The 26,067-nt window shown below is 73.8% G+C and carries 22 protein-coding genes; 13 read left to right on the top strand and 9 right to left on the bottom strand.

The features are described 5' to 3' along the window. The first annotated feature begins 113 nt into the window (after positions 1–113). The 3 genes from O2V61_RS11675 to O2V61_RS11665 all read left to right on the top strand — a co-directional run bounded on the left by O2V61_RS11675 (position 114) and on the right by O2V61_RS11665 (position 2,674). Positions 114–254: a hypothetical protein gene (locus O2V61_RS11675; RefSeq protein WP_269183480.1), complete on the top strand. Its 141-nt coding sequence runs from the start codon at positions 114–116 to the stop codon at positions 252–254. Between the two features lie 102 nt (positions 255–356). Next, a complete protein-coding gene (gene fmdA, locus O2V61_RS11670) occupies positions 357–1,610 on the top strand; it encodes a formamidase (protein ID WP_269183479.1) in 1,254 nt (417 codons plus the stop codon). Positions 1,611–1,639: 29 nt separating this feature from the next. Then, entirely contained in the window at positions 1,640–2,674 is a 1,035-nt protein-coding gene (locus O2V61_RS11665; protein ID WP_269183478.1) for an alpha/beta fold hydrolase, read from the top strand. 6 nt (positions 2,675–2,680) lie between these two features. Here O2V61_RS11665 and O2V61_RS11660 read toward each other — a convergent pair whose 3' ends face one another. After that, positions 2,681–3,475, bottom strand: a complete 795-nt coding sequence (locus O2V61_RS11660; RefSeq protein ID WP_269183477.1) for a CPBP family intramembrane glutamic endopeptidase — start codon at positions 3,473–3,475, stop codon at positions 2,681–2,683. Beyond that, positions 3,472–4,398 (bottom strand): NAD(P)H-binding protein, encoded by a 927-nt coding sequence (locus O2V61_RS11655; RefSeq protein ID WP_269183476.1) that lies wholly within the window; start codon positions 4,396–4,398, stop codon positions 3,472–3,474. The genes O2V61_RS11660 and O2V61_RS11655 overlap by 4 nt, the downstream gene beginning before the upstream one ends. A gap of 91 nt (positions 4,399–4,489) precedes the next feature. Here O2V61_RS11655 and O2V61_RS11650 point away from each other — a divergent pair, with 91 nt between their 5' ends. Both O2V61_RS11650 and O2V61_RS11645 read left to right on the top strand, forming a co-directional pair. Continuing rightward, on the top strand, positions 4,490–4,888 hold the full coding sequence (locus O2V61_RS11650; protein WP_269183475.1) for a DUF2237 family protein: 399 nt from the start codon (positions 4,490–4,492) through the stop codon (positions 4,886–4,888). Positions 4,889–4,914: 26 nt separating this feature from the next. Then, positions 4,915–5,367 (top strand): nuclear transport factor 2 family protein, encoded by a 453-nt coding sequence (locus O2V61_RS11645; protein WP_269183474.1) that lies wholly within the window; start codon positions 4,915–4,917, stop codon positions 5,365–5,367. Positions 5,368–5,376: 9 nt separating this feature from the next. Here O2V61_RS11645 and O2V61_RS11640 read toward each other — a convergent pair whose 3' ends face one another. Next, positions 5,377–6,165: an alpha/beta fold hydrolase gene (locus O2V61_RS11640; protein ID WP_269183473.1), complete on the bottom strand. Its 789-nt coding sequence runs from the start codon at positions 6,163–6,165 to the stop codon at positions 5,377–5,379. Between the two features lie 165 nt (positions 6,166–6,330). On the opposite strand from O2V61_RS11640, the gene O2V61_RS11635 reads away from it, so the two are divergent. Continuing rightward, positions 6,331–6,756, top strand: coding sequence for a hypothetical protein (locus O2V61_RS11635; protein WP_269183472.1), 426 nt, complete (start codon positions 6,331–6,333; stop codon positions 6,754–6,756). Then, positions 6,753–8,015, top strand: coding sequence for a glutathionylspermidine synthase family protein (locus O2V61_RS11630; RefSeq protein WP_269183471.1), 1,263 nt, complete (start codon positions 6,753–6,755; stop codon positions 8,013–8,015). The genes O2V61_RS11635 and O2V61_RS11630 overlap by 4 nt, the downstream gene beginning before the upstream one ends. 63 nt (positions 8,016–8,078) lie before the next feature. On the opposite strand, the gene O2V61_RS11625 is transcribed toward O2V61_RS11630, so the two are convergent. Both O2V61_RS11625 and nhaA read right to left on the bottom strand, forming a co-directional pair. Then, positions 8,079–9,080 (bottom strand): DUF2332 domain-containing protein, encoded by a 1,002-nt coding sequence (locus O2V61_RS11625; RefSeq protein WP_269183470.1) that lies wholly within the window; start codon positions 9,078–9,080, stop codon positions 8,079–8,081. Continuing rightward, positions 9,077–11,731 (bottom strand): Na+/H+ antiporter NhaA, encoded by a 2,655-nt coding sequence (gene nhaA, locus O2V61_RS11620; protein WP_269183469.1) that lies wholly within the window; start codon positions 11,729–11,731, stop codon positions 9,077–9,079. The genes O2V61_RS11625 and nhaA overlap by 4 nt, the downstream gene beginning before the upstream one ends. A gap of 108 nt (positions 11,732–11,839) precedes the next feature. On the opposite strand from nhaA, the gene O2V61_RS11615 reads away from it, so the two are divergent. Further along, a complete protein-coding gene (locus O2V61_RS11615; protein ID WP_269183468.1) occupies positions 11,840–12,604 on the top strand; it encodes an SDR family NAD(P)-dependent oxidoreductase in 765 nt (254 codons plus the stop codon). 140 nt (positions 12,605–12,744) lie between these two features. Here O2V61_RS11615 and O2V61_RS11610 read toward each other — a convergent pair whose 3' ends face one another. Continuing rightward, positions 12,745–16,119, bottom strand: coding sequence for a pyruvate carboxylase (locus O2V61_RS11610; RefSeq protein ID WP_269183467.1), 3,375 nt, complete (start codon positions 16,117–16,119; stop codon positions 12,745–12,747). 133 nt (positions 16,120–16,252) lie between these two features. Between O2V61_RS11610 and O2V61_RS11605 the strand changes: the two genes are divergently transcribed. Together O2V61_RS11605 and ilvA are read left to right on the top strand one after the other, a co-directional pair. Next, positions 16,253–17,173 carry an SDR family NAD(P)-dependent oxidoreductase gene (locus O2V61_RS11605; RefSeq protein ID WP_269183466.1) on the top strand — a complete coding sequence of 307 codons (921 nt, stop codon included), beginning with the start codon at positions 16,253–16,255 and terminating at the stop codon, positions 17,171–17,173. A 102-nt stretch (positions 17,174–17,275) separates the two neighbouring features. Next, positions 17,276–18,535: a threonine ammonia-lyase IlvA gene (gene ilvA / locus O2V61_RS11600; protein ID WP_269183465.1), complete on the top strand. Its 1,260-nt coding sequence runs from the start codon at positions 17,276–17,278 to the stop codon at positions 18,533–18,535. Between the two features lie 31 nt (positions 18,536–18,566). Here ilvA and O2V61_RS11595 read toward each other — a convergent pair whose 3' ends face one another. Next, positions 18,567–19,625: a zinc-dependent dehydrogenase gene (locus tag O2V61_RS11595; protein WP_269183464.1), complete on the bottom strand. Its 1,059-nt coding sequence runs from the start codon at positions 19,623–19,625 to the stop codon at positions 18,567–18,569. 280 nt (positions 19,626–19,905) lie between these two features. On the opposite strand from O2V61_RS11595, the gene O2V61_RS11590 reads away from it, so the two are divergent. Further along, entirely contained in the window at positions 19,906–21,978 is a 2,073-nt protein-coding gene (locus O2V61_RS11590) for a PTS mannitol transporter subunit IICBA (protein WP_269183463.1), read from the top strand. Positions 21,979–22,058: 80 nt separating this feature from the next. Here O2V61_RS11590 and O2V61_RS11585 read toward each other — a convergent pair whose 3' ends face one another. Continuing rightward, on the bottom strand, positions 22,059–22,328 hold the full coding sequence (locus O2V61_RS11585; protein ID WP_269183462.1) for a DUF2277 domain-containing protein: 270 nt from the start codon (positions 22,326–22,328) through the stop codon (positions 22,059–22,061). Between the two features lie 124 nt (positions 22,329–22,452). Next, positions 22,453–23,643: an acyl-CoA dehydrogenase family protein gene (locus tag O2V61_RS11580; RefSeq protein ID WP_269183461.1), complete on the bottom strand. Its 1,191-nt coding sequence runs from the start codon at positions 23,641–23,643 to the stop codon at positions 22,453–22,455. Between the two features lie 260 nt (positions 23,644–23,903). On the opposite strand from O2V61_RS11580, the gene O2V61_RS11575 reads away from it, so the two are divergent. Further along, positions 23,904–24,974: a FecCD family ABC transporter permease gene (locus tag O2V61_RS11575; RefSeq protein WP_269183460.1), complete on the top strand. Its 1,071-nt coding sequence runs from the start codon at positions 23,904–23,906 to the stop codon at positions 24,972–24,974. After that, complete coding sequence (locus tag O2V61_RS11570; RefSeq protein WP_269183459.1) at positions 24,971–26,065, top strand: FecCD family ABC transporter permease; 1,095 nt, start codon at positions 24,971–24,973, stop codon at positions 26,063–26,065. Before O2V61_RS11575 ends, O2V61_RS11570 begins: the two co-directional genes overlap by 4 nt. Positions 26,066–26,067: the final 2 nt, after the last annotated feature.

Here is a 26,067-nt window from a genome sequence, read left to right as displayed (position 1 = left end):
CGACCGAGGCCCGCTGCGCGATGGGCGCTGCTCCTCCCACGGTCCCGTGCCCGGCCTGCGGCTCGACCTCCGCACGGGTGTTCACCGCCCCCCGCCTCTCGTTCGGGTCCCCGGTGCGCCGCGCCCTGATCGAGCACACGGAGCGCACCAGCGACCAGCCCGACGTCGTCTCCGCACCGCCGCCGGGGCCGCGGACCGGTCGCCGGGCCGACGTGCTGCGCAACCCGGCCCTGAGCCGGCTGCCGAGGCCCTGAGGCTGAGCCGACGGCGGACCCCGACCCACCCGGCGGCGTGCGACCCCGCACCGAACCGTCGGCCAGACGCCCCGCAGCCCGACCCGAGCCCAGGAGCCAGCCATGCCCGAGCGCCTGTTCCCCCTCGACTCCAGCAAGCCGTTCACCGAGCAGCAGCACATCGGCCACAACCGCTGGCACCCCGACATCCCGGCCCAGGTGACCGTCCGCCCCGGGGACACCTTCCGGGTCGACTGCCGCGAGTGGTTCGACGGGGCGATCCACAACGACGACTCCGCCGACGACATCCGGGACGCGCCACTGTCCACGGTGCACGTGCTCAGCGGTCCGTTCGCCGTGGAGGGCGCCGAGCCCGGTGACCTGCTGATCGTCGACATCCTCGACGTCGGGCCGATCCCGCAGGAGGACTCCGGCCCGCTGGCCGGGCAGGGCTGGGGGTACACGGGCATCTTCGCCAGGCAGAACGGCGGCGGGTTCCTGACCGACCAGTTCCCGGACGCCTACAAGGTGATCTGGGACTTCGCCGGGCAGACGGCGACCTCCCGGCACGTCCCGCACGTGTCGTTCACCGGCATCGTGCACCCGGGCCTGATGGGCACCGCGCCGTCGGCGGAGCTGCTGGCCCGCTGGAACCGGCGCGAGGGTGCGCTGATCGCCACCGATCCCGACCGGGTCCCGCCGCTGGCCCTGCCCCCGCTGCCGCAGGACGCCATCCTCTCCGGCCTGACCGGCGCGGAGTACGACCGCGTCGCCGGCGAGGCCGCGCGCACCGCACCGCCCCGGGAGAACGGCGGCAACCAGGACATCAAGAACCTGACCAAGGGCAGCCGGGTCTTCTACCCCGTGTACGTGCCCGGGGCGAAGCTGTCGCTGGGCGACCTGCACTTCTCCCAGGGCGACGGCGAGATCACCTTCTGCGGGGCCATCGAGATGGGCGGCTTCATCGACCTGCACGTCGACCTGATCAAGGGCGGCATGGAGACCTACGGGGTCGGCGAGAACGCCATCTTCATGCCGGGCAACGTCGACCCCCGGTACGAGAGGTGGCTGGCGTTCTCCGGGACGTCGGTGACGCTGGACGACGAGCAGCGCTACCTGGACTCGCACCTGTCCTACCAGCGGGCCTGCCTGCACGCCATCGACTACCTGACCAAGTTCGGCTGGTCCCCGGAACAGGCGTACATGATCCTCGGCGCCGCGCCGATCGAGGGCCGGCTGTCCGGGGTCGTCGACATCCCCAACTCCTGCGCCACCGTCTACCTCCCCACCGGCATCTTCGACGTCGACGTCACCCCCTCGGCGTCCGGGCCGACGCGGATCGACCCGGGCATGGGCGTCCCCCGATCGAGCTTCTGACCGCCCGGCCCGAGCCCTGAGGAGCAGCGATGCCACGGCCCACCGACCACGAGCTCTTCGACCTGGGGGACGTCGTCCTGCAGGGCGGCGCGACGCTGCGCGGGGCGCAGCTCGCCTACCGGACGTACGGCACGCTGAACGCCGAGAAGTCCAACGTGATCGTGCACCCGACCTGGTACAGCGCCTGGCACGACGCCAACGAGTGGTCGGTCGGGCCGGGCATGGCCTGCGACCCCGAGAAGCACTTCATCGTGATGCCCAACCAGCTGAACAACGGCCTGTCGACGTCGCCGAGCAACACCCCGCCGCCCTACGACGGGCCGAACTTCCCGCCGGTCACCTTCTACGACCAGGTCGAGGTGCAGCACCGGCTGCTCACGCAGCAGTGGGGCATCGAGTCCGTGGAGCTGGTGCTCGGGTCCTCGATGGGCGCCGGCCAGACCTACCAGTGGGCGGTCAGCCACCCGGAGATGGTGAAGCGGGCGGCGCCGATCGTCGGGTCGGCGGTCACCAGCGAGCACAACCAGGTCTTCCTGAAGAGCCTGCGCGCCGCGCTCACCCTCGACCCGGCGTTCGCGGGTGGCCGCTACCGGCCGGACGCGCTGCCCACCGCCGGGTTGCGGGCCTTCGCCCGGATCTACGCCGGCTGGGGCCTGTCGCAGGCCTTCTACTGGCAGCGGGAGTACCGCACCCTGGGCTTCTCCTCACTGGAGGACTTCCTCGTCGGGTTCTGGGAGGGCTTCTGGCTCGACGACCGGGACCCCAACGACCTGCTGGGGATGCTGTGGACCTGGGAGCACGGCGACGTCGGCAAGACCCCGGGCTTCGACGGCGACACCGAGGCGGCGCTGCGCTCCATCCGCTGCCCGGTGCTGGCCATGCCGGCGGAGACCGACCTGTACTTCCCGCCGGAGGACGAGGAGTGGGCGTCGCAGTTCATCCCGAACGGTGAGGTCCGGGTCATCCCGACCGTCTACGGGCACTTCGCCGGCCTGGGTCAGAACCCGGCGGACAACGCCTTCATCGACCAGGCGCTGACGGAGCTGCTGGCCCGCCCGGCCTGACCGGGATCAGAGCTCTTCGGCGGGGTGCGGGTCGTTCACCGAGGACTCGTCGGCGAACAACGGGGGCAGGTACCGCAGCATCAGCACCGACCAGGTGGCGTGGGTGAGGATCGGTGCCTGGATGCCGCCGGTGACCCGCCGCTGCAGCGCGAACAACAAGCCCATCGGCACCGAGGCGATCATCAGCGCCGGGTTGCGGGTGGCGACCGTGGCCAGCGTGTAGACGACGGAGGACTTCAGCACCGGGTGGTGCACGCCGACCGCCGCGTAGAGCGCCCCGCGGAAGAAGACCTCCTCGGCGATGCCGTTGGCCAGCGTGGTGGTGAGCACGAGCGGCGGTGACCCCTGCTGGGCGTACCGCAGGACCCGGGTGATGGCGGCGTCCAACGGCGGGATGCGCTTGGCCACGAGCGCCGCGCCGTAGAAGCCCGCGGCGGCCGAAGCCCCGGCCGCGACCGGGGTCAGCAGCGGGCGGCGCAGCGTGAGCTTCGGCGTCTGCACCCAGCCCAGGTGCAGCGGCCCGGAGGCGAGGCCACCGGCCACCCAGGTACCGGCCACGCCCAGGGTCAGGGCGTAGAACGCCGTCGAGCCCGGCTTCGTCGACAGCGAGACCCCGAGCAGCCCGGCCCCGGCCAGGGAGACGCCGGCGGTCACCCGCCGACGGCGCCGGAAGGCCTCGTCGGTCTCCCGGTGGTCCCGCGGCACCTTGTCCACCAGCCAGGACGGCGCCTTGGCCAGCAGCCGGGCCAGCCGGGCCTCGGACAGCACCGCCTGTCCCGGCCGCCGCTCGGTGGCGGTCATCCGGCCAGCCCCGCCCGCTTCGGCCCACGCGCGTCCCGGCGGGATCGGGCGCGTTCGCCCAGCGCGGTCAGCACCGCCTCGTCGTAGGGCATCGGCTCGAAGGGGACCACCCGACGGATCGAGTCGTCCTTCACCACCACCTCGTTGGTCATCGAGTCGATCAGCGACCGGCCGGTCTGCACGTCGACGTCGGTGACCAGCGACAGCCAGTAGGAGGAGAGCTTCGGGCTCAGCAGCGGCACCGGGACGATCAGCAGCCGGCGTCCCTGGATCTCCGCGACCCGGGTGAGCATCTCCAGGTACTCCAGCACCTCGGGGCCGCCCACGTCGAACGGCCGGCCCTCGGCCTCCGGGGCCTCCAGCACCCCGACCAGGTACCGGACGACGTCGGCGATCGCGATCGGCTGGGTCCGGGTGTGCACCCAGCGCGGGGTGATCATCGCCGGCAGGTGCGCGACGAGCTGGCGGGTCATCTCCCAGGAGACCCCGCCGTGGCCGACCACGATCCCGGCCCGCAGCGCGGTGACCGGCACGCCCGTCTCCCCCAACAGCTCCTCGACCTGGCGGCGGCTGCGCAGGTGCGCGGAGAGGTCGTCGGAGTCGCTGCCGAGCCCGCCCAGGTACACGATCCGGCCGATCCCGGCATCGGCTGCGGCCCGGGCGAAGGACCGGGCGGCCGCGGCGTCCTTCTCCTGGAAGTCCGCCGAGTCCAGCGAGTGGACCAGGTAGTAGGCGGCCTCGCAGTCGGCGAGCGCGGCACGCAGCGACGCCTCGTCACCGACGTCCCCCTGCACCGCCGTGCCGGCCCCGGAGTAGGTGTCCGGGTGCCGGGTCATCGCCCGGACCTCGTGCCCGGCCTCCTCCAGGGCAGGCGCCAACCTGCTGCCGACGAACCCCGACGCCCCAGTGACCAGTACTCGCACGACCCCAGCCTCCCGGTCAGGCCGGTCGGGCGCGACTCAGGGGCACGCCATCCACCCAGCAGGCGGGCTCCGGCGGCGCGATGATCACCCCATGACCGACCCCGGCGAGGACTGCAACGTGCTCGGTGGCCCACTCCAGCCGTGCGGCACCGACCCGATGACCGGCTTCACCCGGGACGGGTCGTGCCGCACCGGACCGGCCGACCTGGGCAGCCACACGGTCTGTGCGGTGGTCTCCGCCGAGTTCCTGCAGATGCAGCGCGAGCTGGGCAACGACCTGGCCACCCCGCGCCCCGAGTACTCCTTCCCCGGGCTGCGCCCCGGCGACCGCTGGTGCGTGGTCGCCGTCCGCTGGTTGCAGGCCCTCGAGGCGGGTGCACCGGCCGGGGTGGTGCTGGCCGCGACCAACGCCCGCGCCTTGGAGGTCGTGCCGCTGGACGTGCTGCGGTCCCAGGCGGTCGACGTCCCGGACGACCTCTCCTCGCTCTGACCCTCCGCCCGGGCCAGGATGGGCAGGTGACCGACCGCCCTCCGCTGCCCCCGTTCACCGCCGAGACCGCCACCGCGAAGGTGCAGGCAGCCGAGGACGCCTGGAACAGCCGGGACCCCGAGCGCGTCTCCCTCGCCTACACCGAGGACTCGGTGTGGCGGAACCGGGACACCTTCCTCACCGGGCGCGCCGAGATCGTCGCCTTCCTCACCGCCAAGTGGGCGCGCGAGGAGGACTACGTGCTGCGCAAGTCGCTGTGGGCGTTCACCGACGACCGGATCGCCGTCCGGTTCCAGTACGAGTGGCACGACGCCGCCGGCCAGTGGTGGCGCAGCTACGGCAACGAGAACTGGGAGTTCGACGCGCACGGGCTGATGCGGCGGCGGGAGGCCAGCATCAACGACGTCCCGATCACCGAGGCCGAGCGGCGGCTGACCGGCCCGCGCACCCCCGGCGAGCCGGAGATCCCGCTGCACTGAGCCCGCGGCTCAGCCGCGGGCCGTGGCGGCGAGGACCAGGTCGACGGTCTCGCCCGGCACGTCCCACATCGGGAAGTGGCCGGAGCCGTCGAACCAGTGCAGCTCGGCGTCGGGGAAGGCCTCGACCGCCCGCGCCGCCTGCCGGGCCAGGGTGACCCGGTCCCGCCGTCCCCAGCCGATGGTCAGCCGGCCGGGCAGCGACCCGGCCGGGGCGCCCTGCTGTCGTGGCCCGCGGGCGAGGTCGGTGAGGACGGCGTCGAAGGACGGCGACTGCGCGTACCCGGTGAGCTCACGGGTGACCACCTCGCCGTCCAGCGCCCACGGGCGGGCGGAGAACTGGGCCAGCAGCGCCGTCCGCCCGGCCGGGTTGCCCAGCAGCGCGGGGAGCACCGGCCGGACCCGGCGGACCAACGCGATCGAGGCGCGCAGGCTGGCGAGGAAGACCGCGGCCTCCCGGTCGGTCCAGAACCCGCCCGGGTCCAGCGCCACGGCGTCCCCACCCAGCCCCCGCCGGGACAGCTCCAGCACCATCCGGGCGCCCAGCGAGCTGCCGACCAGCGGGGCGTCGGCCAGCCCCTCGGCCCGCAGCCAGCCCGCCACGGCGTCGGTCATCGACCCGAACGTGGGGTCCGCCAGCGGCGGGGTGTCGCCGGCGAAGCCGGGCAGGTCCACGGCGACCACCTCGCGGGCCGCGGCCAGGCCGGGGAGCACCGGGTCCCAGGAGCGCCAGGAGCCACCCAGGCCGTGCACGAGGACGAGGGGGTCGCCGGAGCCGGTCCGGTGCGCTGCGAGGTCCATCCCCGGCCCCTACCCCGATCGCGATCCGGCACCCGCGTGCGGCGGCCGCCGCCTGCGGTGCGGATCCGGGGATGATGCGAGGGGTCGGGTGCACCGCGGGACCCCGGGTCCGACAGCATGTGCGGTCCGGGGACACGGTGGACGCCCAGGTGAGGAGCGCGGACGGTGAGCACGTCGAGGAGCAACCGGGTCAAGGCGGCGATCGGCACGGTCAGCCTGACCGGGGCGGCGATGGGCTTCATGTCCGGCTGCGCCGTGGGGGGCGAGGAGCAGGAGGCCGAGCGGGTCTACTGCGTGGACGACCAGGACCAGGTGGTCGACGAGGAACAGTGCGAGGAGGCCGAGCGCAACGGCGGCTTCATCGGCGGCGTGCCCTTCTTCTTCCTGCTCGGTGGGTTCGGTGGCAACCGGTACTCGGTCGGGCAGACCATCCCGCAGCAGTACACCGGCGCAGCGACCCGGGTGAACCCCGCCGACACCACGGCGCGGTCCCGGGCCGGGCTGCCCGGCAGCGGCCGGGTCACCTCCGGCACCCGGATCTCCGGCGGGATCGGCTCGGGCCGGGTCGGGAGCGGGAGCGTCGGCTCATGAGACGGCTCTACGGCACGGCCCGGCGCGGCTGGGAGGCCGAGATCGAGAGCCAGGGGCTGGTCTACAACAAGACGACCGTCCCCGGCGGGGAGACCCGCTCGTACTGGCGTGAGGACGTCTTCTACGACTTCACCTCCGCCCAGATCGACCACCTGGCCGACGTCACCGACCAGCTCTTCGCCGCCTGCGTGGAGGCCGGCGACGTGGCGCTCGCCGACGAGCAGCTGCTGGACCGGATGCGGATCCCGCGCGACGCCCGCGAGGTCATCAAGGCCACCTGGGAGTCCGAGCCGCCCAGCGTCTACGGCCGCTTCGACCTGTGGTGGGACGGCGAGGGCGCCGTCCGGCTGCTGGAGTTCAACGCCGACACCCCGACCTCGCTGGTCGAGGCCGCGGTCGTGCAGTGGGCCTGGCACCTGGAGACCGGCCAGGGCCGCGACCAGTGGAACCAGCTGGACGACCGGCTGGTCGAGGCCTGGCGGCGCAACCTGTCCCGCTGGGAGGCCGAGCACGGCCGCCGTCCCCGGGTCCACCTCGCCTGGACCAACGGCGACCGCAGCGGTGAGGACTGGATGACGGTGGCCTACCTGGCCGACACCGTGCAGCGGGCCGGCTACGAGACGGTGGTGCTCACCACCGAGGAGCTCGCCCTGGACACCGGTGACGCCCGGTTCTACGACCCCAAGGGCAACCTGATCGACGTCCTCTTCAAGCTCTACCCCTGGGAGTGGCTGCTCGAGGACGCGTACGGCCCCTCGGTGATCGCCGACCTGTGGACCCCCGACGGCACCACCTGGATCGAGCCGATCTGGAAGATGCTGTGGTCGAACAAGGGCCTGCTGCCGGTGTTGTGGCAGCGCTACGCCGACGACCCGGTGATCGGCAAGCACCTGCTCCGCGCCTACTTCGCCGACGACCCCCGGGCGGCGGAGCTGGAGCAGACCGGCTACGCCCGCAAGCCGCTGTTCGGCCGGGAGGGCAACAACGTCGAGCTGTTCGCCCCCGGCGGCGAGCCGCTGGCCTCGCTCGGCGGGAAGTACGGCGCGGAGGGCTGGGTCGTGCAGCAGCTCTGCGCGCTCCCGGACTTCGCCGGCCCCGACGGCCCGCACCACCCGGTGCTCGGCACCTGGGTCGTCGACGGCGAGGCCGCCGGCCTGGGCATCCGGGAGTCCGACGGGCTGATCACCGACGACCTGTCCTTCTTCGTGCCCCACACCATCGACCACCGCCGCCCCGCGAACACCACCTGGTCGGCCTGATCACCGTTGATCATCGGCGATCGGTGGGGCCGACCGGCGTGTCGGACCGCCAGGTGCCGATGATCAACGCCTGAGGGCGGCGGTGGGTAGCCAGTCGATGCGGCCGCCGTGGGCGGCGGTCCAGGCCAGCGGCTCGCCGTCCAGGGCCAGCAGGAACCGGGCCTCGTCGGCCGCCGGTGGCTCGGGCAGCCGGTCGCGGACGGCGGGCAGCACGCCTGCCCCCTCCTGGGAGACCCAGCGCACCGGGAGCCCGGCGACCAGCTCGGTGAACGCCTCCTTCGCCGCCGCCGGCAGGTAGGCCAGCACCGCGGTGTGGAAGACGACGACGGTGGCCTCGGCCGGCATCGCGGCGACCAGGCCGGGCAGTTCGGCCACCAGATCACCGCGGACGATCGACACGGGTTCCCGGGCGGCGATGGCGGCCGCGGCGGTGAGCCGGTCGCGCCGCTCCTCCATCCCCGGCCAGATCAACGCCCGCAGCCAGGCGACGTCGTCGGGGGCCGCGGGATCGAGCGGGTTCAGGTCGATGCCCGCCCGCCGCACCACCTGCGGCACCCCGCTCGGCACCGGCCCCCGGCCGGTCACCTCGCACCGCAGCTGCACCGGACTCGACGCGGGCCCGACCCGTACTCCGTCGTCGTACTCGTAGCCGTACCGGTCCGGGTACAGGCACAGCCCGGCCGACGCGCCCACCTCGATCAGCGCCAGCGGCCCCGGCAGGCCGGCCAGCACCGGCAGCAGAGCCGCGCAGCGGGCGGCCTCGTTGGTCTGGGTGGCCCGGGTGAGCATCGTCGCCCGCAGCCGCTCGGCGTCGCCCAGCACCCGGTCGCGCAGCTCCGCACCGTCCGCCGGCGGGCCGCCGTGCAGGTACTGGAGCGCGCCCAGCAGCAGGTTGGCCTGCCGCTTCGGGGGCGGCAGGGTGCCGAGGAAGGCCAGCACGTCGGCGTCCTCCGCCACCGCGGCGGCCAGCTCGGCGTACCGCGGCGAGAGCGGCGCGGCCTCCACCTGGGCGAACCACCGGTAGTGGTCGGCCAGGTCGTCGAGCTCCTCGTCGAGTGACCTCATGTGGTCGTCAGGTCGCGCGAGGCGCCGGCTGCGCGGGCCAGCTCCTCGCGGGTCGGCTCGACCAGCACCCGACCGTCGGGGGTGAGCACGACCGGCGAGGTCGCCTCCTCGCCGCCGATCTCGGCGAGCAGCCGGGCGGCCGCGGCGTCCTCGGCCGGGTCCAGCCAGGTGTGCGGCACGCCGTCCTCGGCCAGCTGAGCGCGCAGCTCGGCGCTGGCCGGCCAGCGCCGGTCGCCGACCACCCGCAGCCCGCTCGCCTGCCCGATGAGCATCGCCCGGCGCAGCAGGAACGACCGGGTGATGACGTCGGCCAGCCCGCGGTCGCGGGTGAACACGGCGCGCAGCTGCTCCAGGCTGAGCACCAGCACCTCGCCGTCCTCGGCCGCCACCAGCGAACGCACCGGCCGCTGCCCGGCCAGCATGTTCAGCCCGCCCAGGAACCGGCCCGGCCCGTGGACGGCCACGACCCGCTTGCCGCCGTCCGGCCCGCCGTCCAGCGGCCCCTCGACCACCGCCACGGTGCCGGAGAGGACGGCGAAGAAGTCGAACTCCGCCTGCCCCGAGCGCAGCAGCACCTGCCCGCGGACGGTGCGCTGCCGGCGCCCCACCCGCCGCAGCACGGCGACGTGCTCCTCGGACAGCCGCGGGGAGGAGCCGTCGTCCGGGGTCTCGGCGAGGCGTTCGCCGGGCAGCACGCTGATCGCCGGCAGCTCGGCGGCCGGGGAGAGGGCGACCGACGACCGTGCCGGCGCGACCAGCTCGGCCGCCGGCAGCAGGCTGCCGTGGCCCGGACCGCGCGGGTCGGAGGCGACCAGGGCGGCGGCGAGCGACTCGGTGGTGGTCGGGCCGTCGTGGCCGACGCCGTTGACGAAGAACGTCGGGGTGCCCCGCGCGCCGCTGGCCTCGGCGCCGACGACGTCGGCGCGCACCCGGGCCGCGTGCGCGCCGCTGCCCAGCTCCGCGGCGAACCGGCCGAGGTCCAGCCCGAGCGCGGCGGCGTGGTCGAGCAGCTGGTCGGCCTCCAGCTGGTCCTGGTGGGCGAACAGCCGGTCGTGCATCGTCCAGAAGGCGCCCTGCGCGCCGGCGGCCTCGGTGGCCTCGGCGGCGAGCTCGGCGTGCGGGTGGACGTCGGGCAGCGGCAGGTGCCGGAAGACGTAGCGCAGGTCGTCGCCGAACCGGTGCCGCAGCTCCTCGACCACCCCGGTCGCCCGGCCGCAGAACGGGCACTCGACGTCGCCGTACTCCACCAGGGTCAGCGGTGCGTCGACCCGGCCGCGCAGGTGGTCGAGCGCCGGGTCGACCGGCGGGTCCAGCTGCCGGGGGCCGGTCCGGGCCACCTGGGGCGAGCGCCGTCCGAGCGCCCAGAACCAGACCGCGCCCAGCACCGCGGCGACGACGCCGGCAGCCAGGACGCCGACCATCGCCTCCTCGCGCAGCGCCGGGTCGTCGAAGGCCAGGTCGGCGACGAACAGCGAGACGGTGAAGCCCAGGCCGGACAGCGCCGCCCCGCCCCACACGGCGGCCAGCGTCACCCCGGGCGGCAGCGACCCCATCCCGAAGCGGACGGCGAGGGTCGAGGCCAGCCCGATGCCGAGGAACTTGCCGACGACCAGGCCGACGAAGACGCCGACGGTGATCGGGGAGGTGAGCGCCCGGTCCAGCAGCTCGGTGTCGAACTGGACGCCCGCGTTGGCCAGCGCGAACACCGGGACGACGACGTACCCGCTCCACGGCACCAGCAGCGCGCCGATCCGCTCGTTCGGCGAGATGGCCCGCTCCACCGACAGCTTCGCCCGCCGGGCCAGCGCGACGTCGGGGGCCTGCCGGAAGGCGCGGGCCAGCGTGCCCGCGGACTCCACCTCCTGCCGCCGCGGCGTGTAGGCGCTGACCAGCAGGCCCAGCACCACTCCGCCGATGGTGGCGTGCACCCCGGACGCGTGCATCGCCAGCCACATCACTACGCCGACGGCGAAGTAGGCCGGCCCGCGCCACACCTGCAGCCGGGTGAGCAGTGCGAAGGCGACCACGCACAGCACCGCGACGCCGAGGGCGAGGAGGTCGATGTCGTCGGAGTAGAAGACCGCGATCACGGTGAGCGCGCCGATGTCGTCGACGACCGACAGCGACAACAGGAAGACCCGCAGCTGGGTGGGGCACCGGGAGCCCACGATCGCGAGCGCGCCGAGGACGAAGGCGGTGTCGGTGGCCATCGGGATGCCCCAGCCGTGCGCACCCGGGCCGCCGGCGTTGATCGCGAGGTAGAGGCCGGCGGGCACCGCCAGCCCGGCGATCGCGGCGAGGGCCGGCACCGAGAGCCGGCTGCGCTCGGTCAGCTCCCCCATCGACAGCTCGCGGCGCACCTCCATGCCGATGAGGAAGAAGAAGAACACCATGAGGCCGTCGTTGACCCAGTGCCGCAGGTCCATGGCGACGCCGGCCGAGCCGACCTCGAAGGAGAGCTCGGTGTGCCAGAAGGCCTCGTAGCTGTCGCCCCACGGCGAGTTCGCCCAGACCAGCGCCAGCGCCGTCGCCGCGACGAGCAGGCCGGCGCTGGCCGACTCGGTCTGCAGCATGCGCCGGGCCTGCGCCGACAGCTGGGCGAGGAGGTGACCGGACCCCGACCGTGCGGTGGTCCGTGCCGGTGCGCTCACCCGGTCTTCCTACCCTGCCCGTGTGACGCCGCGGAATCCGTCAGACGACTGCATGCGGCGCCGTCCTCCAGGTGACCGCCTGGTGGACGACCGACCGGGAGGACGACGATGACGGACAGCAGTGCCCTCGCGGGTCAGGTCGCGGTGGTCACCGGGGCGGCGCGCGGCCTCGGCCGGGCGATCGCCCTGGAGCTCGCGGCCGCCGGCGCCGACATCGGTCTGGGCCTCCGGGACGTCACCTCCGACGGCGGGCTCACCGGGGAGATCGCCGCGCTCGGACGCCGGGTGGTCGCCGTCCCGATGGACGTCACCGACCTGGCCCAGAGCCGGGCGGCGATCGACCGGGTGGCCGACGAGCTCGGGTCGGTCGACGTGCTGGTCAACAACGCGGGCGGCGGGGTGATGGCCTCGGCGCTGGAGCTGACCGAGGCGGACTTCGACGCCGTGTGGTCGCGCAACACCCGCTCGACGTTCTTCCTCGCCCAGCACGCCGCCCGGCACATGGCCCGGACCGGTGGCGGGGCGATCGTCAACGTCGCCTCCCAGGCCGGGCTGGTCGCACTGCCCGGCGAGTCCGCCTACTGCACCGCCAAGGCCGCGGTCATCCACCTGACCCGGTGCCTGGCCGTCGAGTGGGGAGAGCTGGGCATCCGGGTCAACGCGGTGGCGCCCACCTTCATCGAGACGCCGGGCACCGAGCCGGCGCTGTCGGACCCGGCCTTCCGGGCCGACGTCGTCGACCGGATCGCCGCGCTGCACCGGATCGGCCGGCCGGCGGAGGTCGCCACCGCGGTCGCCTTCCTCGCCTCCCCGGCCGCCAGCCTGGTCACCGGCCACACCCTGACCGTGGACGGCGGCTGGACCGCCCGCTGACCCCGCACTCCCCCGCCGCCGCCGCCGCCGCCACCACGACGATCATGGAGCTGCAGTGGCGACACCCCGGCCGTGCTCGGCGTGCCGCCACCGCCAGCCCATGATCGTCGGCGAGCGCTGGGTGGGAAGGCGGCTGGGGCCTAGCCCAGGACGACGAGCAGGTCGCCGCCCTCGACCTGCTGGACGGCGCTGATCGCCACCCTGGAGACGGTGCCGGCCCGGGGCGCGGTGATCGCGGCCTCCATCTTCATCGCCTCGATGGTGGCCAGCTGCGCGCCCGCTTCCACCGTGTCGCCCTCGGTGACCGACAGGCTGACCACCCCGGCGAACGGCGCGGCCACCTGGCCAGGGTCGCTGCGGTCGGCCTTCTCGGTGGGCTGGACGTCGGACGTGACGGACCGGTCCCGCACCGACACCGGGCGGAGCTGGCCGTTCATCGTGCACATCACCGTGCGCATCCCCCGCTCGTCGGCGTCGGAGATCGCCTCGATCGCGATGAGCAGCCGCACCCCGGGCTCCAGGTCGACCGAGTGCTCCACCCCCTGCCGCAGCCCGTAGAGGAACTCCTTGCTGGGCAGCACCGAGGTGTCCCCGTACGCCTCCCGGTGGGCCTGGAACTCCTTCGTCGGGCCGGGGAACAGCAGCCGGTTCAGCGTCGACCGCGGCTCCTTCGCCAGGCCGGCCAGGTCCTCCTCCGCCAGCTCCGCCGGCGGCTCGGCCGGGCGCCGGCCCTCCAGGGCACGCGAGCGGAACGGCTCCGGCCAGCCGCCGGGCGGGTCACCCAGCTCGCCGCGGAGGAACCCGACCACCGAGTCGGGCAGGTCGTGCTTCCCGGGGTCGGCGGCGAAGTCCTCGACGTCCACCCCGGCGCCCACCAGCTGCAGCGCCAGGTCCCCGACCACCTTCGACGACGGCGTGACCTTGACCAGCCGGCCGAGCAGCCGGTCGGCCGCGGCGTACATCGCCTCGACCTCCTCGAACCGCTGCCCCAGCCCCAGGGCGATCGCCTGCTGGCGCAGGTTGGACAGCTGCCCGCCGGGGATCTCGTGGGTGTAGACCCGCCCGGTCGGGGCCGGCAGCCCGGACTCGAAGGGCGCGTAGACCCGGCGGACGGACTCCCAGTAGGGCTCCAGGTCGTTGACCCGCGTCAGGTCCAGGCCGGTGGCCCGCTCGGTGTGGTCGGTGGCGGCGACGATGCTGCTCAGCGCCGGCTGCGACGTCGTCCCGGCCAGTGCCGCGCTGGCGCCGTCCACGGCGTCGACCCCGGCCTGCCAGGCCGCCATCAGGGTGGCCAGCTGCCCGCCGGGGGTGTCGTGGGTGTGCAGGTGCACCGGCAGGTCGAACCGCTCGCGCAGCGCGGTGACCAGGGTGGCCGCCGCCGGTGGGCGGAGCAGCCCGGCCATGTCCTTGATCGCCAGCACGTGTGCCCCGGCCTCGACGATCTGCTCGGCCAGCCGGAGGTAGTAGTCGAGGTCGTACAGCTGCTCGGCCGGGTCGGAGAGGTCGGCGGTGTAGCAGAGGGCGACCTCGGCGACCGCCGTCCCGGTCTCCCGGACGGCGTCGATCGCCGGGCGCATCTGGCCGACGTCGTTGAGCGCGTCGAACACCCGGAAGACGTCGATCCCGGTGCGCACGGCCTCGGCGACGAACGCCGTCGTCACCTGCTCCGGGTAGGGGGTGTAGCCCACCGTGTTGCGCCCGCGCAGCAGCATCTGCAGGCAGATGTTGGGCACCGCCTCGCGCAGCGCGGCCAGCCGCTCCCACGGGTCCTCGTGCAGGAACCGCAGCGCGACGTCGTAGGTCGCCCCGCCCCAGGCCTCGATGCTGAGCAGCTGCGGGGTCGCCCGCGCCACGTGCCCGGCCACGGCCAGCAGGTCCTTGGTGCGCACCCGGGTGGCCAGCAGCGACTGGTGCGCGTCCCGGAAGGTGGTGTCGGTGACCGCAAGGGCCTTCTGCGCGCGCAGGTCGGCGGCGAACCGCTCCGGCCCCAGCTCGCGCAGCCGGTCCCGGGAGCCGTCGAGCGGGTGCAGCGCGAGGTCCAGCCGCGGGAGCTTCTCGACCGGGTCGACCAGGTGCGGGCGCTCACCGTGCGGGGCGTTGACCGTGACGTCGGCCAGGTAGGTGAGCATCTTGGTGCCGCGGTCGGCGGAGCTGCGGGCGGTGAGCAGCTCGGGGCGCTCCTCGATGAACGACGTCGTCACCCGGCCGGCCCGGAAGTCCGGGTCGTCCAGCACCGCCTGCAGGAACGGGATGTTCGTCGACACCCCGCGGATCCGGAACTCGGCCACCGCCCGGCGGGCCCGGGCCACCGCGATGTCCCAGGTGCGGCCGCGGCAGGTGAGCTTGACCAGCATCGAGTCGAAGTGCGCGCCCACCTCGGCGCCCAGCGTGGCCGCGCCGTCCAGCCGCACCCCGGCGCCGCCGGGCGAGCGGTAGGCGGTGATCCGGCCGGTGTCCGGGCGGAAGCCGTTGGCCGGGTCCTCGGTGGTGATCCGGGTCTGCAGCGCCGCCCCGCGGAGCACGATCGACTCCTGGGTCAACCCCAGGTCGGCCAGCGTCTCCCCCGCCGCGATCCGCAGCTGGCTGCCCACCAGGTCGACGTCGGTGACCTCCTCGGTCACCGTGTGCTCCACCTGGATCCGCGGGTTCATCTCGATGAAGACGTGCCGGCCCTCGCGGTCGACCAGGAACTCCACCGTGCCCGCGCAGCTGTAGCCGATCTGCCGGGCGAAGGCGACGGCGTCGGCGCAGATCCGCTCGCGCAGGGCCGGGTCCAGGTTCGGCGCCGGGGCGATCTCGATGACCTTCTGGTGCCGGCGCTGCACCGAGCAGTCCCGCTCGTAGAGGTGGATGACGTCGCCGGTGCTGTCGGCCAGGATCTGCACCTCGATGTGCCGGGGGTCGATCACCGCCTGCTCGAGGAAGACCGTCGCGTCCCCGAACGCCGACTCCGCCTCCCGCATCGCCGCCTCGATCGCGCCGCGCAGCTGGTCGCGCTGCTCGACCCGGCGCATGCCCCGCCCGCCACCCCCGGCGACCGCCTTGACGAAGACCGGGCCCGCGATCGCGTCCGCCGCGGCCAGCAGGGTGTCGACGTCGTCGCTCGGCTCGGTGCCCTGGAGCACCGGCAGGCCGGCCTCGCGGGCCGCGGCGATCGCCCGGGACTTGTCCCCGGTCAGCGTCAGGACCTCCGCCGACGGGCCGACGAAGGTGATCCCGGCCTGCGCGCAGGCCTCGGCGAGGTCGGGGTTCTCCGACAGGAAGCCGTAGCCGGGGTACACCGCGTCGGCACCGGCGCGCTGGGCGGCCCGGACGATCTCGGCGACGTCCAGGTAGGCCCGCACCGGGTGGCCGGGTTCGCCGATCTCGTAGCTCTCGTCGGCCTTCAGGCGGTGCACGGAGTTGCGGTCCTCGTGCGGGAAGACGGCGACCGTCCCGGCACCCAGCTCGTAGGCCGCGCGGAAGGCGCGGACGGCGATCTCACCGCGGTTGGCGACCAGGACCTTCTCGAACACGGGTGCCCCTCTCGTGACGGGGGGCGCCGGCACGCACGCCCTCGGGGGCCGACGCTAGCGGCGCACCCGGCTGCCCGGTGTTCCTGTTGCGCACAACGTGCGTGCCGGACGCTGCCCCGGGTAGAGCCGGGAGGTGACCGCCCAGACCACGGCTGACGACGTCTCCTCCGCCCGCGCGCTGAAGGAGGTCGTGCTCGTCACCGGCGCGTCCAGCGGCATCGGCCGGGCCAGCGCCATCGGGTTCGCCCGGCGCGGCGCCGCCCTCGTGCTGGTGTCCCGCAGCGCCACCGCGCTCGCCGACGCCGCCGCCGACTGCCGGGCCGCCGGTGCCGCGGCGGTCGAGTGCGTGCCGGCCGACGTCCTGGACGCCGCGGCCGTGCAGTCCGCCGTCGACCGCGCGACCGGCATCTTCGGCCGGCTGGACGTCGTCGTCCACTCCGCCACCGTGATGGCCTACGGCCGGGTCGAGGACCTCGACGCCGCCGTCTTCCAGCGGGTCGTCGACACCGCCGTCCAGGGCACCTTCCACGTCTTCCAGGCCGCCCTGCCGGTGCTGCGGGCCCAGCGGCGCGGGCACGTCGTCGTCGTCAGCTCGCTGCTCGCCTCGATCACCGCACCGACGATGGGCGCCTACGTGGCCGCCAAGTGGGGCCAGCTCGGGCTGATCCGCACCCTGCAGCAGGAGCTGCGCGAGCTGCCCGACGTGCACGTCTCCGCTGTCGCCCCAGGCGGGACGACGACGCCGATCTACGGCCAGGCCGCCACCGTGCTGGGCAACACCGGGCACCCGCCACCGCCGGTCTACACCCCCGAGCGGGTCGCCCGGGCGGTGCTGGCACAGGTGTCGAAGCCGCGCCGGCTCCAGCAGTCCGGGATCGCCAACCCGGTGATCATCGCCGGGTTCCGGCTCTTCCCGCCGGTGTTCGACGCGCTGGTCGGCCCGCTGCTCAAGGTCTTCGGCATGGCCCGCGACCAGGTGGGGCCGACGACCGGCAACGTGTTCGAGCCGGTGCCGGAGAAGGAGTCGACCCGAGGCCGCTTCCGCGGCATCTGAGTCAGGCACAGGAGGCTTTCCACCCGGTCTGACGCCCAGGAGTGGGTGAAGAGCCTCCTGTGCCTGAGTGGGTGGGCCCGCTGGGTCGGGGAGGATGGGGCGGTGACCGCACTCCGCACCTCCTTCTCCGCCGAGGTCACCGCCGCCGCCGCCCGGCTGGCCGGCGTCGCCGAACGGACGCCGCTGCAGCGCAACGCCCGGCTGTCGGAGCTGACCGGCGCCGCCGTCTGGGTCAAGCGCGAGGACCTGCAGGTCGGCCGGTCGTACAAGGTGCGCGGCGCCTACAACACGATCAGCCAGCTGGACGCCGCCGGGCGGGCCGCCGGCGCGGTGACCGCCAGCGCCGGCAACCACGGCCAGGGCGTCGCCTACGCCTGCCGGGTGCTCGGCGTCCGGGGCCGGGTGTTCGTCCCCGGGACGACGCCGCGGCAGAAGCGGCAGCGGATCGCCGCGCTCGGCGGGGACATGGTCGAGCTCGTCGTCCACGGCGACACCTACGACGACGCGGCCGCCGCAGCTGCCGAGCACGCCACGATGACCGGGGCCACGCTGGTGCCCGCCTTCGACGCACGGTCGACGGTCGCCGGTCAGGCCACCGTGGCGATGGAGCTGCTCAGCCAGCTGGACACCCCGCCGGACGTCGTCGTCCTGCCGGTCGGTGGCGGCGGGCTGCTGGCCGGCTGCGGCACCTGGCTGCGCGAGCAGGTCCCCGGCGTCCGGCTGGTGGGGGTGGAGCCGGCGGGTGCGGCGAACATGGCCGCGGCGCTGGCTGCGGGCCGACCGGTGGAGCTGGCCGAGATCGACACCTTCGTCGACGGCGCGTCGGTGCGCCGGGCCGGCGACGTGACCTTCCCACTGGTCCGCGACTCGGGCGCAGAGCTGGTGACCGTGCCCGAGGGGCAGGTCTGCACCGAGATGCTCGACCTCTACCAGGTCGACGGGGTGATCGCCGAGCCCGCCGGCGCCCTGGCCAGCGCCGCGCTCACCGGCGGCTCGGTCCTCGTCGAGCCCGGCCAGACCGTCGTCACCCTGCTGTCGGGCGGCAACAACGACGTCAGCCGGTACGCCGAGGTCGTCGAGCGCTCCCTGGTGCACCAGGGCCTCAAGCACTACTTCCTGGTCGAGTTCCCCCAGGAGCCCGGGGCGCTGCGCCGGTTCCTGGACGAGGTGCTCGGCCCGGACGACGACATCGTGCTGTTCGAGTACGTCAAGCGGGACAACCGGGAGACCGGGGCGGCGCTGACCGGCATCGAGCTGGGCAGCGTCGACGGCCTGGCACCGCTGCTGGCCCGGATCGAGGCGGGCCCGCTGAAGATCCAGCTCCTCGCCCCGGGCACGACCGCCTACCGCTTCCTGGTGTAGCGCAGCCCCCGGCGGGGGCTGCGCCGCCAGGTCACGGCTCGACGGTGACCTTGATCGCCTCGCCCTTCTGCACGATGGAGAAGGCGTCGAGGACGCGGTCCAGCGGCAGGTGCTCGGTGATCAGGTCCTTGACCGGCACCTGACCGGTGGAGATGTACTCCAGCGCCCGCTTGTTGTGCTCGGGCGCGGACCCGTTGGCGCCGTGGATGTGCAGCTGCCGGTAGTGCACGACGTTGGAGTCGCAGGTGATCGTGGGGTTGGTCTTGGGCAGGCCGCCGAAGAAGGAGATCCGGCCGTTGCGGGCCGCCATGGCGATCGCCTGCTCCTGGGTGACGTTCGCCGCCGTCGCCGTGATGATGACGTCGGCGCCGCGGCCCTCGGTGAGCTCCATGACCCGGGTGACGACGTCGACCTCGGCGCCGTTGATGACCTCGTCGGGCTGGACGGCCTTCGCCGACATCTCCAGCCGGTCGGCGTTGACGTCGACCAGGATGACCTTCCCGACCTTGTGCACGCCGCGGGCGATGCGGATGTGCATGCAGCCGATCGGCCCGGCGCCGAACACGACGAGGGTGTCGCCCTCCTCGATGCCGAGCAGCTCCTGGGCGTTGATCGCGCAGGCGAACGGCTCGGCGGCCGAGGCCTCGTCGTAGCCGACGTTGTCCGGGATCCGGTTCAGCCCGTCGACCTTCAGCACCTGCTGCGGGACGATCATGTACTCGGCGAACCCGCCGTCGTACTGGTAGCCCACCGAGGTCTGGTTCTGGCACACCGCCATCCAGCCCTTGCGGCACTCGTGGCAGTGCCCGCACGGCACCGCGGCGATCACCTGCGCGCGGTCGCCCGGGGCCCAGCTGCTGCCGTAGGTCGCGTTGACGTTCGCGCCGACCTCGACGACCTCACCGGCGACCTCGTGCCCGATGGTGCGCGGCGGGGAGAGGTTCTGGTGGCCGTTGTGGAAGATCTTGACGTCGGTGCCGCAGGTCGAGGTGTTCTTGACCTTGATCTTGATCTCGTCCGGACCGCACTCGGGCTCCGGGACGTCCTCGAGCCGCACGTCCTCAGGGGCGTAGAACCGCAGGGCCTTCATGTCGTCCTCCGAGTGCTGTGTCGACGGTGACGCCGTCCGGCGCCGCGGGGCTGGCCACTGACCGGGTGTCGCCGATCACTGTAGGACGGAAGCGTCACACCCGGATGAGTGGGTCTCTCTGCGTTCATGTGGGTTTGTCCGCGCTTGACCCACGTCACAAGGCCCTATATACAGACATACACAGATTCGGGTGATAGCCGTCACACGATCGACCGCTCAGTCCGACGCCCGAACGACCCCTGTCGATCGCGGTTGCAGATCCAGCTCAGGAGGGTCCTTCATGGCCACGACCACCCAGCCCGAAGCGCGTTCGGGAGGGATGCGGCTGCACGTCCAGCGGTTCGGCACCTTCCTGTCGAACATGGTGCTGCCCAACATCGGCGCGTTCATCGCCTGGGGCCTGATCACCGCCCTGTTCATCGAGACCGGCTGGATCACCCTGATCGGCGACGCGCTCGGCTACGAGGGCGGCTACGGCTTCGTCGAGGACCTCGGCGCCTGGGGATCCGGGGCCGAGGGCACCGGGATCGTCGGCCCGATGATCACGTACCTCCTGCCGCTGCTGATCGGCTACACCGGCGGCCGGATGATGTACGACGACAACCTGCGCGGCGGCGTCGTCGGCGCCATCGCCACCATCGGCGCCATCACCGGCTCCACGGTGCCGATGTTCCTGGGCGCCATGGTGATGGGCCCGCTCGCCGGCTGGTCGATGAAGAAGCTCGACGCGCTGTGGGCGCACAAGATCCGCCCCGGCTTCGAGATGCTGATCAACAACTTCTCCGCCGGCATCTGGGGCGGGTTCCTGGCCGTCGTCGGCTTCGTGGTCGCCGGCCCGTTCGTGCAGGCCTTCAGCGACCTGGCCTCCAACCTCGTCGACGTCCTGGTCGAGAACGGCCTGCTGCCGCTGACCTCGATCTTCATCGAGCCGGCCAAGATCCTGTTCCTGAACAACGCGATCAACCAGGGCATCCTCACCCCGCTGGGCACCACCGAGGCGGCCCAGGCCGGCCAGTCCATCCTGTTCCTGCTCGAGGCCAACCCCGGCCCGGGCCTGGGCCTGCTGCTCGCCTTCGCCCTGTTCGGCCGCGGCGTGGCCAAGGCCTCGGCACCCGGCGCGATCCTCATCCAGTTCGTCGGCGGCATCCACGAGATCTACTTCCCCTACGTGCTGGCCAAGCCGAAGCTGATCGTCGCGGTCATCCTCGGCGGCATGGCCGGCGTGGCCACGAACGTGCTCTTCGGCTCGGGCCTGCGCTCGCCGGCGTCCCCCGGCTCGATCATCGCGGTCTGGGCGGCCTCCCCGCCCAGCAGCCTGCTCGGCGTCACCGCCTCGGTGGTGATCGCGGCCGGTGTCACGTTCGTGGTCGCCGCCTTCCTGCTGAAGCTGGACAAGGACGACGACGGCGACCTGACCGCGGCCACCGCGGCGATGGAGGCGAACAAGGGCAAGAAGTCCTCGGTCTCCTCGGCCCTGAGCGGTGCCCGCACCGGCCGCAGCGAGGGCCCGATCCGCTCCATCGTGTTCGCCTGCGACGCGGGCATGGGCTCCTCCGCCATGGGCGCCTCGGTGCTCCGCAAGAAGGTGCACGGCGCCGGCTTCGACGACGTGACCGTGGTCAACAAGGCCATCTCCAACCTGACCGACGACTACGACCTCGTCGTCACCCACGAGGACCTGACGGACCGGGCCGAGAAGAAGACCGGGTCGGCGGTGCACGTGTCGGTGTCGGACTTCATGTCCAGTCCGCGCTACGACGAGATCGTCGAGATGCTGAAGCGGACCAACGCCGCGCCCTCGGCCGAGGAGGCCACCGCGGCCGCAGCGCCCGACGGCGCCGCCGTCCCCGGCCGCGAGGCCACCGCCCCCGCCGCGGCCGGCGGCCTCTCCCGGCTGACCGACGACGGCGACGACGGCACCGACGTGCTGGCCGCGGAGAGCATCGTCCTGGGCGGCTCGGCCACCACCCGCGACGAGGCGATCACCGAGGCCGGCCAGCTGCTGGTCGCTGCCGACGCCGTCGACGCCTCCTACGTGCAGGCCATGCACGAGCGGGAGACCTCGGTGTCGACCTACATGGGCAACCGGCTGGCGCTGCCGCACGGCACGAACGAGGCCAAGCCCGCCATCCGGCGGACCGCGATCTCCTTCGTCCGCTACGCCGACGGCATCGACTGGAACGGCAAGGAGGTCTCCTTCGTCATCGGCATCGCCGGCGCGGGCGACGACCACCTGAAGCTGCTCGGCCGGATCGCGGAGGTCTTCGTCGACCCGGCGCAGGTCGCCCGGCTGGAGACGGCGCAGAGCCCGGCCGACGTCCTGGCCGTGCTCGGTTCGCTGCAGCCCGCGTAGGCCAGGCGTCCACGACGGCCCCGGCCGACCCACCCGGGTCGGCCGGGGCCGTCGTGCGTCAGCGGGAGCAGTCGTGCGTCTCAGCCGGCGTAGCGGACGGCGGCGCGGGCGCGGGCCTGGGCCGCCAGCACCTCGCGGTCCTTGGGCGGCGCGGTGGTGACCAGGTCGGCGAGCAGGTGCTCGGTGGCGTGCGCGATCTCCTCGACCGCCCGGTCGAACGCCGCCTGGTTCGCCTGCGACGGCTTGGTCGACCCGCTCACCTTGCGCACGTACTGCAGCGCCGCCGCGCGCACCTCATCGGAGGTGGTGGCCGGCTCCAGGTTGTGCAGGACGTGGATGTTCCGACACATGCCGCGCAGCCTAGGCCCGCCCCCCGACCACCGAAATGGCCATTTCGGTGGTCCCTCAAGGGCCCCGCTCGACGGCGAGTGGCAGCTGAGCCGGCTTCCCGGCGGGCCGATGCCCGCTGGACTGTCACTCGACGAGGCGAGGCCCCTGGGGGACGACGGTGGTGGTGGGGGTGCCGCCGCGGGCCAGGGCGCGGCTGATCACCAGGCGCTGGATCTGGTTGGTGCCCTCGAAGATCTGCATGACCTTCGCCTCGCGCATGTACCGCTCGACGGGGAAGTCTCGGGTGTAGCCGTACCCGCCGAGCACCTGGACGGCGTCGGTGGTCACCTTCATCGCGTTGTCGGTGGCCACCAGCTTGGCGATCGAGGCCTGCTGGCCGTAGGGCTGGCCGGCGTCGCGCAGCCGGGCCGCGGACAGGTAGGTCGCCCGGGCGGTCTCGACGGCCGCGGCCATGTCGGCGAGCAGGAAGCCCAGCCCCTGGTGCTCGATGATCGGCTTGCCGAAGGTCTCCCGCTCACTTGCGTAGGCGACCGCGTCGTCCAGCGCGCCCTGGGCCAGGCCGGTGGCGACGGCGGCGATCCCGAGCCGCCCGGCGTCCAGCCCGGCGAGGGCGATCGACAGCCCCTCGCCCTCCTCGCCCAGCCGCCGGTCGGCGTCGATCCGCACGCCGTCGAACCGCATGGTCGCGGTGGTCGAGCCGGTCAGCCCCATCTTGCGCTCGGCGGTGTCGGCGGACAGCCCCGCGCTGTCGGCGGGCACGAGGAAGCAGGAGATGCCGCGGGCGCCGTCGTCGGAGGTGCGGGCCATGACCTTGTAGAAGTCCGCGTGCCCGCCGTGGGTGGTCCAGGCCTTCTCCCCGGTGAGGACGTACGAGTCGCCGTCCCGCACGGCCCGGGTGCGCATCGCCGCCGGGTCGGAGCCGGCGTGCGGCTCGGAGAGGCAGTAGGCGCCCAGCTGCTCACCGCCGAGCATCTCCGGCAGCCACTGCTGTTGCGCGGGCGTGCCCCGGGTGGCGAGCCCGAAGCAGGACAGCCCGTGCACGCTCACCCCGACAGCGACGCTGGCCCACGCAGCGGCGATCTCCTCGAGCACCTGCAGGTACACCTCGTAGGGCTGCCCGCCGCCGCCCAGCTCCTCGGCGTACGGCAGCCCCAGCAGCCCGGCCCGGCCCAGGGTGCGGAAGACGTCACACGGGAACTCCTCGGCCGCCTCCGCCGCGGCGGCCCGGGGCGCGAGCTCGTCCCGGGCCAGCTGCCGGGTGAGGTCGAGCAGGTCGGCGGCCTCCTGCGTGGGGACCAGGCGACGGACGGGCACGGTGCACCTCCAGGGGAGTCGAGACGGCGCCGTCCCGACCGGGTTGCGGTACTCAGGGACGGTACGCAGTGCTCCCGCCCGTCCGCCCGCGACGAGCTGGCCGCGAGCGACGCCGCCGCCGCACCGGGAGCTCGCCCCGCACCCTCGGGCAGAAATGGCCATTTCTGCCCCGGGACGGGGGTCGGAGCGGGACAGCTGGGTAAGGTGAGCCTCACCTGCCGGCCGGGGACCCGGCCCGACCCCGTCCCCAGGAGCCGCTCGTGGCGCAACGCACGGCCACCCGGCCCGCTCCGGAGGCGACCCCGCAGCCACCGCGCCGAGGACTGCTCCAGGGCATGGCCCCGCGGGTGCTGGGGCTGTGGCTGCTGCTGGCCGTCGTCGTGGCGGTGTGCGTGCTCAGCATCGCCGTCGGGACGAGGCCGATCGGCCTCGGCACCGTGTGGCAGGCCCTGCTCGACCCGAGCACCCCTGGGGACGAGACGGTCATCATCCGCGAACTGCGGGTGCCCCGGACCCTGCTGGGCGTCCTGGCCGGCTCCGCACTCGCCGTCTCCGGGGCGCTGATGCAGGGCCACACCCGCAACCCGCTGGGCGATCCCGGCCTCCTCGGCGTCACCGCGGGTGCGTCGTTCGCCGTCGTCCTCTCGATCTGGCTGCTCGGCATCACCACGGCCGGCGGGTACGTCTGGTTCGCCTTCGCCGGCGCGATGCTGGGCAGCGTGGCGGTCTTCCTGATCGCCTCGGCGGGCCGCGGAGCGCCCAGCCCGGTGAGCCTGGCGCTCGCGGGGGCGGCCATCAGCTACCTGCTCTACGCCCTGGTGCAGGCGGTCACGATCCGCGAGACGACCGCGCTGGACGCCTACCGGTTCTGGGTGGTGGGTGCGCTGGCCGGGCGGGACGCCGAGGTCCTCACCCAGATCGCCCCCTTCATCGTGGTGGGCCTGCTGCTCGCCATGGTGAACGCGCCGGCGCTGAACCTGCTGGGCCTCGGGGAGGACGTCGCCCGGGGCCTGGGCCAGCGGATCTGGCTGGCCCGCGTGGTCGGGCTGGGCGCGATCACGCTGCTCACCGGGGCCGCCACCGCCGCCTGCGGGCCGATCGCCTTCGTCGGGCTGGTGGTGCCGCACGTCGCCCGGGCGATCACCGGCCCCGACCACCGCTGGCTGGTCCCGTACTCCGCGCTGCTCGGCGTGGTGTTCCTGCTGCTGGCCGACGTGCTGGGCCGGGTCCTGGCCCGGCCGGGTGAGCTGCAGGTCGGGATCGTGCTGGCCGTCGTCGGTGCCCCCTTCTTCATCGCGCTGATCCGCCGCCGCCGGCTGGTGCAGCTGTGAGCACCACGGCGCCCGCCCGGGCCACCGCGCCCCCGTCCCGGCCCCGCCGGGCGCTGCGGATCGGCCGCGTCTCCACCACCTACCGGGTGCGCGACGTGCTGGTGCCGATCGCGGTCCTCCTGGTCCTGGTGCTGGCCGCCGCGGCCAGTCTCGGTCGCGGCGACTACCCGATCGGCGTGCCCGACGTGCTCGGCACCCTGGTCGGGCTGGGCGACGAGACCCAGCGGCTGATCGTGCTGGAGCTGCGCGCGCCCCGGATCGCGGTGGCCGTGCTCGTCGGGGTGGCCCTCGGCCTGTCCGGCGCGCTCATCCAGACCTTCGCCCGCAACCCGCTCGCCAGCCCGGACATCCTGGGCGTCACCGGCGGGGCCGCGATCGGCGCGGTGAGCGTGATCGTGCTGGGCGGCACCGGCACCACCGCCGCCGGCGTGCTGGGCGGGATCGGCGTCCCCGCCGCGGCCCTGCTCGGCGGCATGGTGGTGGCCTTCCTGGTCTTCGGGCTGGCCTGGCGGCAGGGGGTCGACGGCTACCGGCTGGTCCTCATCGGCATCGCGCTGTCCGCGATGGCCCACGCGATCGTCAACTACCTGCTCACCCGCAGCGCCATCTGGGACGCCGCCGCCGCCAACGTGTGGATCACCGGGTCGCTGAACGGCCGTGGCTGGGACCAGGCGCTGCCCCTGGCCCTGGCGCTCCTGGTGCTCCTCCCGGCAGCCCTCGCGCTCAGCCGGGTGCTCGGCGTCCTGCAGTACGGGGACGAGACGGCGCGGGCGCTCGGCGTGCGCGTCCCGCTGGCCCAGGGCGTCGTCGTGGTGGTCGCGGTCTGCCTGGCCGCCTTCGCCGTCTCGGCGGCCGGGCCGATCCAGTTCGTCGCCCTCGTCGTCCCGCAGATCGCCGTCCGGCTGACCGCCGGCTCACGCCCGCCGCTGATCACCTCCGCCCTGCTGGGCGCACTGTTGCTGGTCAGCAGCGACCTGGTCGCCCGCACCGTGCTGCCCGAGTCCTTCCCCGTCGGCGTGATCACCGCGATCGTCGGCGCCCCGTACCTGCTCTGGCTCCTCGTCCGCGGAAGGCGGCGATCGACCCTGTGACC

Origin of the sequence: Modestobacter sp. VKM Ac-2985, assembly GCF_026967925.1 — a bacterium.
Classification (GTDB): Bacteria; Actinomycetota; Actinomycetes; order Mycobacteriales; family Geodermatophilaceae; genus Modestobacter.
Note: the sequence above shows the minus strand (reverse complement) of the source record. Positions and strands in the feature narration are given on the sequence as shown.

Excerpts from the sequence above, each read along its gene's own strand:
- fmdA (WP_269183479.1), top strand. The coding sequence starts at position 357 with ATGCCCGAGCGCCTGTTCCCCCTCGACTCCAGCAAGCCGTTCACCGAG.
- O2V61_RS11665 (WP_269183478.1), top strand. The coding sequence starts at position 1,640 with ATGCCACGGCCCACCGACCACGAGCTCTTCGACCTGGGGGACGTCGTC.
- O2V61_RS11660 (WP_269183477.1), bottom strand. The coding sequence starts at position 3,475 with ATGACCGCCACCGAGCGGCGGCCGGGACAGGCGGTGCTGTCCGAGGCC.
- O2V61_RS11650 (WP_269183475.1), top strand. The coding sequence starts at position 4,490 with ATGACCGACCCCGGCGAGGACTGCAACGTGCTCGGTGGCCCACTCCAG.
- O2V61_RS11640 (WP_269183473.1), bottom strand. The coding sequence starts at position 6,165 with ATGGACCTCGCAGCGCACCGGACCGGCTCCGGCGACCCCCTCGTCCTC.
- O2V61_RS11630 (WP_269183471.1), top strand. The coding sequence starts at position 6,753 with ATGAGACGGCTCTACGGCACGGCCCGGCGCGGCTGGGAGGCCGAGATC.
- O2V61_RS11625 (WP_269183470.1), bottom strand. The coding sequence starts at position 9,080 with ATGAGGTCACTCGACGAGGAGCTCGACGACCTGGCCGACCACTACCGG.
- O2V61_RS11615 (WP_269183468.1), top strand. The coding sequence starts at position 11,840 with ATGACGGACAGCAGTGCCCTCGCGGGTCAGGTCGCGGTGGTCACCGGG.
- O2V61_RS11595 (WP_269183464.1), bottom strand. The coding sequence starts at position 19,625 with ATGAAGGCCCTGCGGTTCTACGCCCCTGAGGACGTGCGGCTCGAGGAC.
- O2V61_RS11590 (WP_269183463.1), top strand. The coding sequence starts at position 19,906 with ATGGCCACGACCACCCAGCCCGAAGCGCGTTCGGGAGGGATGCGGCTG.
- O2V61_RS11585 (WP_269183462.1), bottom strand. The coding sequence starts at position 22,328 with ATGTGTCGGAACATCCACGTCCTGCACAACCTGGAGCCGGCCACCACC.